The organism is Paenibacillus dokdonensis (assembly GCF_004916975.1).
Lineage (GTDB): Bacteria > Bacillota > Bacilli > Paenibacillales > Paenibacillaceae > Paenibacillus_AQ > Paenibacillus_AQ dokdonensis.
Window position 1 is genome coordinate 3,398,427 of sequence record NZ_STGQ01000001.1, and the last position, 12,682, is coordinate 3,411,108.

General features: G+C 47.1%; 14 protein-coding genes. 3 read left to right on the forward strand and 11 right to left on the reverse strand.

Annotated elements, in window-relative coordinates; translation table 11 throughout:
* Positions 1–15 precede the first annotated feature (15 nt).
* From E6W40_RS15705 to E6W40_RS15725, 5 genes are all read right to left on the reverse strand, one after another.
* Positions 16–1,269, reverse strand: coding sequence for an aspartate kinase (locus E6W40_RS15705; RefSeq protein ID WP_136606316.1), 1,254 nt, complete (start codon positions 1,267–1,269; stop codon positions 16–18).
* Positions 1,270–1,549: 280 nt separating this feature from the next.
* Positions 1,550–2,107 (reverse strand): elongation factor P, encoded by a 558-nt coding sequence (gene efp, locus E6W40_RS15710; RefSeq protein WP_136606317.1) that lies wholly within the window; start codon positions 2,105–2,107, stop codon positions 1,550–1,552.
* A 38-nt stretch (positions 2,108–2,145) separates the two neighbouring features.
* Entirely contained in the window at positions 2,146–3,222 is a 1,077-nt protein-coding gene (locus E6W40_RS15715) for a M24 family metallopeptidase (protein WP_136606318.1), read from the reverse strand.
* 50 nt (positions 3,223–3,272) lie between these two features.
* Positions 3,273–3,719, reverse strand: coding sequence for a type II 3-dehydroquinate dehydratase (gene aroQ / locus E6W40_RS15720; protein WP_136606319.1), 447 nt, complete (start codon positions 3,717–3,719; stop codon positions 3,273–3,275).
* An 84-nt stretch (positions 3,720–3,803) separates the two neighbouring features.
* Positions 3,804–4,313, reverse strand: coding sequence for a YqhR family membrane protein (locus tag E6W40_RS15725; protein WP_136606320.1), 510 nt, complete (start codon positions 4,311–4,313; stop codon positions 3,804–3,806).
* Positions 4,314–4,502: 189 nt separating this feature from the next.
* Between E6W40_RS15725 and E6W40_RS15730 the strand changes: the two genes are divergently transcribed.
* Positions 4,503–5,498, forward strand: coding sequence for a DUF1385 domain-containing protein (locus E6W40_RS15730; RefSeq protein ID WP_136606321.1), 996 nt, complete (start codon positions 4,503–4,505; stop codon positions 5,496–5,498).
* A gap of 7 nt (positions 5,499–5,505) precedes the next feature.
* Positions 5,506–5,829, forward strand: coding sequence for a YihY/virulence factor BrkB family protein (locus tag E6W40_RS15735; protein ID WP_136606322.1), 324 nt, complete (start codon positions 5,506–5,508; stop codon positions 5,827–5,829).
* Positions 5,830–5,893: 64 nt separating this feature from the next.
* On the opposite strand, the gene E6W40_RS15740 is transcribed toward E6W40_RS15735, so the two are convergent.
* The 3 genes from E6W40_RS15740 to mntR form a co-directional block, all read right to left on the reverse strand.
* The gene (locus E6W40_RS15740) at positions 5,894–6,817 is read right to left on the reverse strand and encodes a patatin-like phospholipase family protein (protein ID WP_136606323.1); all 924 of its coding nucleotides are present in this window, start codon (positions 6,815–6,817) and stop codon (positions 5,894–5,896) included.
* A gap of 77 nt (positions 6,818–6,894) precedes the next feature.
* Positions 6,895–8,514: a family 10 glycosylhydrolase gene (locus E6W40_RS15745; protein WP_136606324.1), complete on the reverse strand. Its 1,620-nt coding sequence runs from the start codon at positions 8,512–8,514 to the stop codon at positions 6,895–6,897.
* 139 nt (positions 8,515–8,653) lie between these two features.
* Positions 8,654–9,085, reverse strand: coding sequence for a transcriptional regulator MntR (mntR, locus tag E6W40_RS15750; RefSeq protein WP_136606325.1), 432 nt, complete (start codon positions 9,083–9,085; stop codon positions 8,654–8,656).
* 173 nt (positions 9,086–9,258) lie between these two features.
* Between mntR and splB the strand changes: the two genes are divergently transcribed.
* Positions 9,259–10,329 (forward strand): spore photoproduct lyase, encoded by a 1,071-nt coding sequence (gene splB, locus E6W40_RS15755; protein WP_136606326.1) that lies wholly within the window; start codon positions 9,259–9,261, stop codon positions 10,327–10,329.
* On the opposite strand, the gene E6W40_RS15760 is transcribed toward splB, so the two are convergent.
* Genes E6W40_RS15760 through E6W40_RS15770 form a run of 3 tightly spaced genes read right to left on the reverse strand, consistent with a single transcriptional unit; the run spans position 10,326 to position 12,658 of the window.
* A complete protein-coding gene (locus tag E6W40_RS15760) occupies positions 10,326–11,039 on the reverse strand; it encodes a cytochrome c biogenesis CcdA family protein (RefSeq protein WP_136606327.1) in 714 nt (237 codons plus the stop codon). The two genes, splB and E6W40_RS15760, sit on opposite strands and share 4 nt — an antisense overlap.
* 22 nt (positions 11,040–11,061) lie before the next feature.
* A complete protein-coding gene (locus E6W40_RS15765) occupies positions 11,062–11,856 on the reverse strand; it encodes a metal ABC transporter permease (RefSeq protein ID WP_136607026.1) in 795 nt (264 codons plus the stop codon).
* A 49-nt stretch (positions 11,857–11,905) separates the two neighbouring features.
* Positions 11,906–12,658 carry a metal ABC transporter ATP-binding protein gene (locus E6W40_RS15770; RefSeq protein ID WP_211147013.1) on the reverse strand — a complete coding sequence of 251 codons (753 nt, stop codon included), beginning with the start codon at positions 12,656–12,658 and terminating at the stop codon, positions 11,906–11,908.
* Between the last annotated feature and the right edge of the window lie 24 nt (positions 12,659–12,682).

Genomic DNA, 12,682 nt, shown 5'->3' on the forward strand with positions numbered 1-12,682 from the left:
CAAGAGATAAGAAAATTACCGTCTATCCTGTGGTCCTCCGACAAAAACCTGCACATCGGTATCCAGGTTATAGGCGGTATGCAATGCTTTAACCACCTGCTCCAAATTAGCATTTTCGATAACACAGGATGTTTTGATCTCCGATGTGCTGACCATTTTGATGCTCACGCCCTGTTTGGAAATCACATCAAACATTTGAGCGGCGACACCCGGATGACTGATCATACCGGCACCGACGATTGAAACCTTTACCAGGTTCCGTTCGGAAGTAACGTCACGGTAAGGAACCTTCGCCTTAAGGCTATGAATAACCTCCAGTGCATGGTCGCACTCAGACAAAGATGTCGTAAAGGAGAAGTCCGCCTTGCCGTCCTGTACGCCGCTTTGAACGATAATATCAACATTTATAGCAGCCTCAGCGAGTGTACCAAACACCTGAGCCAGAACGCCTGGAATATCTTCCACGCCAAGAATACTGATTCTTGCCACATTTTTATCATAAGCGATACCGCTTACCACTACTCCCTGCTCCACGCTTGTTTCCTCCTTAACCGCTGTACCCTCGTTATAGTTAAAGCTGGATCTGACAACCAGATGCACCTTATGATGCTTGGCGTATTCAACAGCCCTCGGATGCAGGACAGCTGCCCCCAAATTGGCGAGTTCCAGCATTTCATCATAGGAAATTTCCGTCAGCTTGCGCGCGCATTTGACGATACGCGGATCTGTCGAATAAATACCATCCACATCCGTATAAATTTCGCACACATCAGCCTCGATGGCTGCTGCCAAAGCAACCGCTGTCGTATCCGAACCCCCGCGGCCAAATGTGGTGATTTCCCCATCTTCAGTCATTCCCTGAAAACCGGCTACGATGATGATGTGATTGTCCTTCAGGGCAGACAGAACACGTTCAGGTAAAATATTGGTGATCCGGGCTTTGCCATGCACAGGTTCTGTGCGGAATCCTGCCTGCCATCCCGTCAGCGAAACGGCACTGCGTCCCAGCTGATTAATGGCCATGGACAAAAGAGACATAGAAATCTGCTCCCCTGTCGTCATCAGCATATCCATTTCCCGTGCCGGAGGCTCCGGATTCAGAAGCTTCGCCTGATCGATCAGATCGTCTGTGGTATCTCCCATCGCGGAGACAACCACAACACATTGATGTCCTTCGTCCTGCTTCTCAACGATGCGTCTGGCGACGCGCTTCATACGCTCCGTATCACCTACAGAGCTGCCTCCGAATTTCATGACGTACAGTGACAACTTCGATTCACTCCCCACTCATTATCCAAATGTCTATTTTTACGCTTTAAATTAGTATAATACGAAAGTCCATCGGAGAGGTAGCTTTTTTTCCTGATGAGGCTATATATATCAAGGGTTTTACCTACTTATGTAAGAAAGGAACATCAGATGAATTCCGAAAATGACAGATCACATTTTCAATATTTATCGACGCATTTTTACTTTTTATTTAAAAAAATCCCCCTCATCCATTCATGAGGGGAATCCGAAGTTCACCGCAGTTTTTCCGGAGGAAATCCTAAGCGCGGGAAATGTATTTGCCTTCGCGGGTGTCGATCAAAAGCACGTCGTCTTCGTTGATGAAGAGCGGTACCTGTACGTTATGGCCAGTCTCAACTTTTGCATTTTTGGTAGCGCCAGTTGCTGTGTTGCCTTTAATTCCAGGCTCGGTTTCAATAACTTTCAACTCAACGCTGGTTGGCAGATTGATACCCAGGATTTCTCCTTGATAGCTGACAATGTTCACGTTCATGTTTTCTTTCAGGAAGTTAAGCTCCCACTTCAGCTGATCGCTGTCCAGTGTGAACTGGTCATAGGTTTCGTTATCCATAAATGTATGCTCTTGACCGCTTGCATAAAGATAAGAAACTCCGCGGTTTTCGATAATTGCGCGGCCAATGGTTTCACCAGCACGGAATGTGCGCTCAACGGTGTTGCCATTGCGCAGGTTTTTCAGTTTGGAGCGTACGAAAGCCGCACCTTTACCTGGTTTTACGTGTTGAAAATCAATAACGGTAAAGATATCGCCATCCACTTCTACCGTCAATCCTGTTTTAAAATCGTTTACTGAAATCACAAAAATGCCTCCCAAAATTAAAATATATATTGCGTTAATCACACCGGCAATACGGTAAATTCCTTCGACGAATGCGTCAAGACTGTGATTCCCGACTCCGTAATCACAATATCATCTTCGATACGCACGCCTCCAAGACCAGGAATATAAATTCCAGGCTCTACGGTTACAACCATCCCAGGCTTCAGAATATCATCGCTCAGCTTGGAAAGGCGTGGATTTTCATGCACTTCCATGCCAAGGCCATGACCTGTACTGTGGCCAAACTGATCGCCATATCCGTATTTGATAATGATGTCACGGGCTAAAGCATCGGCTTCCCGGCCAGTCATTCCCGGCTTAATATGCTCAAGGGTATGAAGCTGGGCCTCTAGGACAATATCGTAGATTTCCTTCAGCTTCGGATCAGGCTCACCGATTGCAATCGTGCGGGTCAAATCAGAACAATAGCCGTCAAGCAGCGCACCGAAATCAAATGTGATGAGCTCGTTCCCTGCGATCACGCGTTCACTGGCAACCCCATGCGGCATTGCGGAGCGCTCTCCTGAGGCGACAATCGTATCAAACGAGGAGCAAGTCGCACCGTGACGGCGCATGTAGAATTCCATCTCCAGGTCGACTTCACGTTCCGTCATTCCCGCTTTGACAAAGCCAAGAATATGCTTGAAGGTGTCATCGGCAAGATCCGCAGCTCTCTGCATCACTTTCAATTCTTCTGCATCTTTAATCATACGCAGCTGTTCTACCAGTCCCGAAACCGGTACCAGTTGGACTGGCTTAAGCTGTTCAGCGTAAGTGCTGTACGCAGCATATGATACGTCATCCTGTTCAAATGCAACCTTGCCAATATTGGCGGAGGCCAGTAGTTCCTTCACTGTATCCGTAACCCGCTGCGCATGCTCGACAACCTTGAAATCCTTCGCCTGCTGCGGCGCCTGGGTCATATAGCGGAAGTCGGTCAACAAATATGCTTCATTCAATGTAACCAGTACATAACCTGAAGAACCTGTAAACCCGGTCAGATACCGGCGGTTGATCGCACTTGTTACAAAAAGGGCCTCCACATTTTTTTGCTGCATCGCTTCACGCAGTTTAAGTACACGATGGTTGCTCACTACTAATCGTCTCCTCTCTCTTCACAGCTTCATCCGGAAGAGGCAGCGAACTATTGTCCCTGACTTTCCAAGTGGCGAAGCAGGGCAATCAATCCAAGCTCATAACTGACAGCACCAAATCCGGCGATTTGTCCAACCGCTACAGGAGCAATGACCGAAGTATGACGGAATTCTTCCCGTGCATGAATATTGGATAAATGCACTTCAACCGTTGGTATCCGAACAGAACTGATAGCGTCACGAACAGCATAGCTGTAGTGAGTAAGCGCACCAGGATTCAGAACGATACCATCAGCATGTCCAAGGGCGCCATGAATCCGGTCGATAATGTCGCCTTCATGATTGGATTGATAAAATGTAACCGTCACACCCAAAGCTTCAGCCTTTTGAAGCAAGCCTTCCTCAATTGCTTGCAGGCTTTGAGAGCCGTATACACCGGGCTCCCGAAGTCCGAGCAGATTCAGGTTCGGTCCGTTGATCACCCAAATGGTTCTCAAAATGGTATTCCCACCCTTATTGTCAAATTACCATCTGCTATTTTAACATAGGGGATGTCTACTTGAGAAGTTTTTTTGCGCGCCTCAGGCCTTGGCTTGCTTCGGTTCCCGCTTCCGCTCATCCGTAAATTCAAAAGCAATGGTGTACCCGATAAACAATCCCCAGAGCAGAAACAAGCAGAATTCGCTAATGATCGAGTTCCATCCGAGATATTTTAGGGGCTTCATCATATGAAGTGGGGGGCCAGCTATTGTGAAAATGATAACCCACCATACAATGCCATATACCATTCCTGGCCAAGGACCCTTAAATTTACGGAAAAGTAATACATATATAACGGATGCAACCGCTGAGAGAACGATAAAGAGCAGCCAGCCCACGATTTGTCCGGAGCCGCTTTTGAGAAAGGCATGCTTGAAGAAAGATTCCCCGAGATAACCCGGTATCACCTTCGTAAAATGAAACATATAGAAAACCCAATGGATGGCTCCCCAGATTAGTCCTGCAAAAAATCCGAGCTCGAGGGCAAATGCAAGCGGATTCGTGTGACCTTCCTCTGACTTTTGGCGATAGGCAGCGGCCTGTGTTGTCATTTTCAGAAGTCTCCTTTTGTTTTCCTTAGTATGTACATTTCATCCATGCCTAAACCAACTAGAAATTAAGCCGGAAATTAGATACAATAGTATTAATCAAGCTCTGGCTCTCATGCAATGAAAGCGGAGTAACCGATACAGGATTTGCTAAATCCTGAACACATTAATTTCTCAGGGAAGGTGAACTGGTTGTCGCAAGAATCAAAAACTGTCAGCTACGGCGGCCAAGCTGTCATTGAAGGCGTTATGTTTGGCGGCAAATATGTCAATGTGACAGCCGTACGTCGGAAGAATCAGGAAATCACATTTTTGGAAGTGCCGAAGCAGGATAAGAATTGGATGCGCAAGTTGCGTAAGGTTCCGTTACTGCGGGGCATTGTCAGTATTATAGATTCGAGCGCCAAGGGAACGAAGCATTTGAACTATTCCGCCGATGCTTATGCAGATGATACGCTTGAGCCTGAAGAGCGCGCTAAGCTAAAAGAGAAGGACGAATCCAAATGGAGCCTTAGCATGATTATCGGCGTTGCCGCCGTGGGCGTCCTTTCCTTCGTGGTCGGCAAGCTGGTGCTAACGCTGCTGCCTGTTTTTCTGGAAAATATTTTTTTCGGCAAGCTGTTTGACAACTACATTCTGCATAACTTGATTGAAGGAGTCATCAAGCTTCTTCTGCTTCTCGTCTATCTATGGGGAATATCCCAGACACCCGTTGTTAAACGTCTATTCCAATATCACGGCGCGGAGCATAAGGTGATCAGCACCTATGAAGCGGGAGACGAGCTGACCGTTCAAAATGTACAAAAACACAGCCGTCTCCATTACCGCTGCGGCAGCAGCTTCATGATGTTGACGATTGTGCTGGGGGTACTCATTTATTCCCTGGTTCCGTGGGATAATATGACTCAGCGGGTTTTGCAGCGGATTATACTGCTTCCTGTGGTCATCGCCATTTCTTTTGAATTTCTGAAGTTAACCAACTCGCTCAGAGAGGTTCCTGTCCTCCGCTATCTTGGTTATCCCGGACTGTGGCTGCAGCTGTTGACCACCAAGGAGCCTAAAGACGATCAGGTGGAAGTTTCAATTGCCTCCTTTAAACGTATGCTTGAGCTTGATGCTCAAATGGAAAATGCACCTGCAGCAAACCAGCCTGTAAGAACTGGAGTCTTGGATCCCCTGAAAGGATGAGGATAAGATGAAAAGGCATGCTCTAATTTTTGGGGTTGCAGTCGTGCTGGCCGTGCTTGGTTTCGCAAAATTGTTGTTGGCCGACCCACTGCAGCTCATTAGAACCCTCCTCATACCCGTCCTGGTATTCGGCGTGATATTCCTGCTTTATAAATACCAGCCCGGACGCAGAAAATCGAGAGCAACGCCAAAGGTCAAGCCATCCGCCCGAACAATGGAAAAGGTGGCCGCTGCCAAAAAGACGCATACAGCTGGGAAACGGAAGCATTATCCTTTTCAGGTCATCGAAGGCTCCAAAGGAAAGAACGATGATCAGCCAAAATATCATTGAACAGAACACATTGAAAAAGGCGTTCACCCTTCCCTCGCGGAAGAGTCGAACGCCTTCTTTATATTCAGTCCTTATATCTTGCAAAAAATTTGTTCCCCGCCTGAACTCCCGACTCGAATAGCTCCATACTTTTTTCCGGCGAAATGTGAAACTCTGTTGTTCCGACGCCGAGCGTAGGAATTTTAATGGTTCTGAACCGGTTTACCTGCTCGATATACCGCTCATCATGAGCGGAAAGCATCGTTTCAAACATCGCCTGCAGCATGCTGATCGGCCCGCGGATCATATGGGGACTATTGGAGCTGCGACCCACCATTTGAAATCCAATGGTCTGTACCGTGGTCTGCCCGGGAGCCTCCAGCGTCGTATCATCGAACAGCCATAAAGGAAAGTTGCTGAGCAGCCCTCCGTCCACCACATACACAAACTGATCTGCAAAGGCTTTTCCTCTGGCCGCTTCACCGGATAATCTTAATATCACCGGATCAAAAAAATAAGGAATGCTCGTGCTCATCCGGATGGCCTTGGATACCTCAAAATTTGCCGGATTAAGACCCAGTTTGATCAAATCTTCCGGGAGCACAAGAATCTTGCCATTGGTAATGTCTGAAGCAATAATCATCAGCTTTCCGGCAGGAATATCCGAAAACGTACGAATCCCCTTTTTTTTCAATATATTGTGAATCCAATATTCCAGTGCTTCTCCCGAATATAGACCTTTTTTAATTATAAGCCGTACCGCCGGCCCAATGATTTTCGTGTTGAAAATGGGGGCGCGGTGAAGAAAAGAAGTAAAAGGTGTTGTTCTGACAATTTCGCTCATTTCATCCGCTGAAAATCCCGCTGCAAGCAGCGCAGCAACGATGGATCCCGAGGAGGTTCCTGCCACTTTGTTAAATACAACTCCCGCTGCTTCCGCCGATTTAACCGCCCCTGCCAGCGATATTCCCTTAACGCCGCCGCCCTCAAAAACCGCATTGATGAGCATACAAAAAACCCCCGTCCTCCACTATTCAAAATAATGTATGAGAACGGGAGTCGATTAATGACTCATGATATGGGTATTTATTGCTGATAAAATGCGGTAAGTGCCGGAATAAGTCCAAGCGGATTGTTAATCAGATGCGTGGCTCTGAAGAAAATGCTTCCTTTAATATCCGCATACTTTTCATTATATTTCAGCTGATTGATAATCTCCTGCGAGCTCTGCCAGCCAGCTTCCGTTGTGCCGAGCTTATATGGCGCCTGACCGATATACAGATCCACACCTGTACCTGCTACTTCGCCAGCCCACCAATCGACCAGCTTGTCATATTGCGCAATTTTGAAAGACATGCTCCAGTATATTTGAGGAGCTACATAATCGATCCATTTATTCTGAATCCAGGTTCTCACATCCGCATACATCGAATCATACGCTGTGACGCCGGCTTTAGTATCTGAGCCTGTTACGTCTGTCGCCTTATTACGCCACACGCCAAACGGACTGATACCAAACTCAACCGAAGGCTTTGATGCATGTATCGATTTACCAAGCTGCTGAACAAACTGGCTTACGTTATCTCTGCGCCAATCAGCTTGGGAAAGCCCGCTGGTATTATAGGTTTTGTACGTACTGTTATCGTTAAATGTTCCGCCCGAAGGGTAGAAGTAATCATCCAGGTGGACGCCGTCAATGTTGTATTTGTTCACAACTTCCATAACGGTATCAATGATATGCTGGCGTGCTTCCGGTATTCCCGGATTAATGATCAACTGATTATTGGCCGTCACAATCCAGTCCGGATGTTCGATAGCTACATGATTTGCAGCCAGCTTCGTTGTGACCGTATCCATGCTCGCACGGAATGGATTGAACCAGGCATGGAACTGCATGCCGCGCTTATGAGCTTCCTCAATCATAAACTCCAGCGGATCATAACCAGGGTCTTTTCCTTGTGTGCCTGTCAAATACCTGGACCAAGGCACAAGATCCGAAGGATACAACGCATCGCCTGCAGGACGCACCTGTACGAATAAGGCATTAATGTCCATTGCCTGCAGCTTGTCCAACAGGGAAATAAACTCCTGCTTCTGCTGATCTACTTTTCCGAAGGATTTCGTTGAAGGCCAGTCCAAGTTGGACACGGTGGAAATCCACGCACCATGTAGTCCTTGTGTCTGCTGCCCGTTTCCGTTACCCGGATCGGGTTGGCTAGGCTCTGCCGGATTCGGCAGATTAGGTATGTATGATCCCGATAAAAGCGCAATGCTCTGAGCCGACTGATTCCAAATCACCTGAAGTCCCAGATTTTCACCAATAAAACGCAGTGGCACCATAATTCTGCCGTTCTTGATCTGGACGGATGCATCCAAAGCCACAGTGTTGCCGTTCACCAATGCAGTCTTCTTGCCGCTAACCAGCGACATGGACGAACCATCGCGGTTAATCTTGACGGTTTTCGTGGTCTGCTGCCATTCTACCGATGCTCCCAAACCTTCACTGATGACGCGAAGAGGTACCATGGTGACATAAACTTTCGGTATGATATAGGGGGCAACATCACTGCTGATCTTATCTCCATCGAGACTGATGCTGATGGACTGCTTCGAAGTTTCCGCTTGAACAGAACGACTGGTAACAGGTAAGAACAATACAAAAACGAGTGCCAGGATCATCCATTTGTGAAACTTCCAAAACCTCATTCTACGAATCCTCCAAGTAATAATAGATTTGCAGGCATAATGCACCGCAGCCTTTTCGGGCCAAGGCTGTCATGCCGGCATATGGGGTCTCAACTCTCCAAAAACGAAGAGGCATCCGTCTCTTGTAAGGGACAGATGCCTATTTTACCGAATCGCCCACTAATTCATTGTGAATATTCCGCAAGTCTTGAAGACGCTGCTCATCCCGCCGGAAAAACTCTACAAGCGTTTCAATATGCGTAATGGAATCCCAGCTCAGGTGATGCTCGATCCCTTCCACATCTGTATAGATATGCTCATCGGATACACCGATCATCGTCAAAAATTCTTCCAGCAGCTTATGGCGGTCGACCAAACGTTTACCCATCTTTTTGCCTTTGCTGGTCAGGACAAGTCCACGGTATTTCTCATAAATGAGGTAATCATCCTTGTCCAGTTTTTGAATCATTTTGGTAACCGATGAAGGATGAACCTCCAAGCCTTCGGCAATGTCTGAGACACGAGCATATCCCTTTTCGTCAATCAGCTTGTAGATGCGCTCCAAATAATCCTCCATGCTGGGCGTTGGCATCTTTTTCCCTCTTTTCTCTTTTTAAGCATGAATCATGGAACCAAAATACCTGCTCTTGTAATGATACATGTTTCCGTGAGGACTTGGCAAGTCCTGCCGGGAAACGGCCCTTTTACCACGATTGAGGTGTAAACGGGCCACACATAATAAAATTTGAAAGGAGCATGATGGCTATGGGGACAGGTGTGAAGGAACGACCGCGCAAGACTTTAAGGCCAACCAAACCGTTCTTACCGGACCTTGTATATTTTGAACCGAATGCGCTTAACTATTCAAAAGGCAAAAAAATGATGGAATGGGTAAAATCCAACAATATTCCGCTGCGCATGACCAGCTCCCATAACCGCATCACGAACCTGCCGGGAGAAACGGATCTTGAAAAGTACAAAAATGCCAAGCGGACGCTAGTCGTAGGTGTTCGCAAGACGTTAGAATTTGATCAATCCAAGCCTTCAGCCGAATATGCAATCCCGATCTCTACAGGCTGCATGGGTCACTGCCATTATTGTTATCTCCAGACAACACTTGGGGCCAAGCCTTATATCCGCGTGTATGTGAATACCGAAGACATTCTTGCAGCCGCTAAACGGTATATTGAGGAGCGCAAGCCCGAAATTACCCGATTTGAAGCTGCCTGTACTTCGGATCCCGTGGGCATTGAACATATTACCGGTTCACTCGCAGACCTGATCACGTTTATGGCTGATGAAGAGTTCGGCAGACTCAGATTTGTAACCAAATTCCATCATGTGGATCCCTTACTCGGCTTAAAACATAACGGACATACAAGGATCCGCTTCAGCGTCAATTCCGATTATGTCATTCGTCAATTCGAGCCCTCCACTTCTCACTTCGAGGAACGGATTGAAGCCGCCGGAAAAGTGGCTCACGCCGGTTATCCGCTTGGTTTTATCATCGCCCCGATTATTTGGTATGACGGCTGGGAAGAAGGCTATGCGGACCTCCTGCAGCGTCTGGAGAGAACCCTTCCCAAGGATGCTACCAAGGATTTAACCTTTGAGCTGATCCAGCATCGTTTTACCAAAACGGCAAAATCGGTCATTGAGCAGCGTTATCCCAAATCCAAGCTTGAAATGGATATGGAGAAACGTAAAAAGAAGTGGGGCCGCTGGGGACAGTCCAAATACGTATATCCCGATGAACAACAAACCGCCCTGCGCGAATTTATCACAGAGCGGATTTTTGAACATTTCCCATCAGCGAACATTGACTACTTCACCTAAAACTTCAGCCACTCCGGCGTAATTGCCTGCAGCCAAATCGTGATTTTGGTCATTTGATTCGTAAACAGCAGGACGCCCATCAGAAGCATCAATACGCCGCCGATTTTCATCATGATGCCCGAGTACTTCACGATCCATTTGGTTGAACCGATAAAAAAAGCCAACACGAAAAAAGGAATGGCAAATCCAAGCGTGTATGCGGTGATCAGCGGGAACCATGCTCCAGGCTCCGTTGCCGCTAATGCAATAATGGCAGCCAAAATCGGGCCGACACACGGGGACCATCCAGCTGAAAAGCCGATTCCGAAGATGAAGGAACCTATGTAGCCTGCGGGCTTAAACTTGAAATCCATTTTGAAATCTCTCATTAAAAACTTAGGCTGGAATATACCCACGAGAAAAAGTCCCATTAAAATGATTAGAACGGCAGACAATTGGCGGATGAGATCACGGTTATTGTTAAAGAAATTTCCGAACAAGCCTGCTCCCACGCCAAGAGTGTAGAAAACTGCTGAAAAACCTAAAATAAATGCCAGCGTATGTGTCATGGTCCGGAAACGGACTTCTTTTTTATTTTGCTCCGATTTCAGCTGTTGAACCGACATCCCTGTAATATAGGACAAATATGATGGATACAACGGCAGGCAGCAAGGAGAGATAAAAGAAGCCAGTCCGGCAAGAAATGCAATCCAAACGTTCAAGTTTGACAAGGCCGTACCCCCTATTTTGATTCTAAATCGATAACCCCTTTTTACCGGCCATGGTCAAAATCAGAAGTGCAATCAACAGAAGAACAATGGTTGCCCCTGGCGCTAAATTCCAAATGCCGGCGATGACGAGCCCGATAATCACGGCAATTTCGGAAATAACCACGGATAATATCACGGAAGATTTGAAACTTCGTGCAATCAGCAGACTTATCGCAACCGGAATGGTTAAGAGTGCCGATACCAAAAGCGCCCCTACTATCTTAATAGCCGTACTGATTACAAGCGCAGTCAATATCGTTATCAGCATGTTCAACATGCGTACAGGCAGACCATTTACGCTTGCGGCATCTTCCTCAAAGCTAAGAAGAAAGAACTCTTTAAAAAAGAGGGATATCACCACGACCACAACCAGCGTCACAGCCCCTACCACGTACAAATCCTGTGTATCCAGCGTGTAAATGCTTCCGAACAAATAGCTCATCACATCTGTATTGTAACCCATACCGAGTGTAAAAAACAAAGACGCCAGCGCGACTCCACCGGACATGATAATGGCTATGGACAGCTCAGCATAGCTTTTATATGCTTTCCGAAGCTTTTCTATCGCAAATGAGGCAAGTACTGCAAAAACAAGTCCGGCTCCAAGCGGATATACTTCAATTAAAAATCCGAGCGCGACACCGGCGATGGTCACATGCGCGAGGGTATCCCCAATCATGGACAGCCGGCGCAGCACCAGAAAAATCCCAATCAATGGCGCGGTTATTCCAATCAGGATGCCTCCGGCCAGTGCACGCTGGAAAAAATCACTTAGCATAATATCGATAGCCAATAATAACGACTCCTTCTGCGGGAGCAGCAAAAGATCAAGTCAGCGAATGCTGCAGATCCTGTACCTCGCAATTTTGAATTTCATGTGAATGCCGGACATAAAAGTTAATGTTTCCGTTTTGCTGCTTCGGATGTTTCCCAAGGTAGCTTTCGACCATCCCCATATCATGGGATACCATCAGAAAAGTCATATGATGATGCTCGTGCATATGTGTAATCAGTTCAAAAAAGTCCGCTTGTGTTTTTGCGTCGATGCCAACGGTAGGCTCGTCCAAAATCAGAAGATCCGGATGGTTAATCATCGCTCTTGCCAGGAAGGCACGCTGCTGCTGACCGCCCGAAAGCTCACCGATCCTTTTGCCTGCGATATCCTGGATTCTCATAACCTCCAGCGCATCATCGCACTGCCTTTGCTGGCTTTTGCTTACTCTGCGGAATAAATTTTTATTATTATACAGCCCTGACAGCACAACCTCCCGGACGGTAGCCGGAAACAGGGGATTAAAAGCATTCTTCTGCGGTACATACCCGATCCGTTCCCAGTCCTTGAACTTGCGGATAGGCTGTCCAAACAATCGGATGCTCCCTTCTCCTGCAGGCAGGAGCCCCACGATCATCCGCATCAGCGTCGATTTACCGGCGCCGTTGGAGCCGATGATGCCAACAAAATCTCTCTCCTTGACTGTAAAACTCAGATCGGAAATGACCTGCTGATCCCGGTAGGAAAATGAGATATTCTCCAGCTCCACCACAGGTTGATGGCAATGATCATCCATTGGCGTATACATGCGACATCTACCTCTCTATTTAAA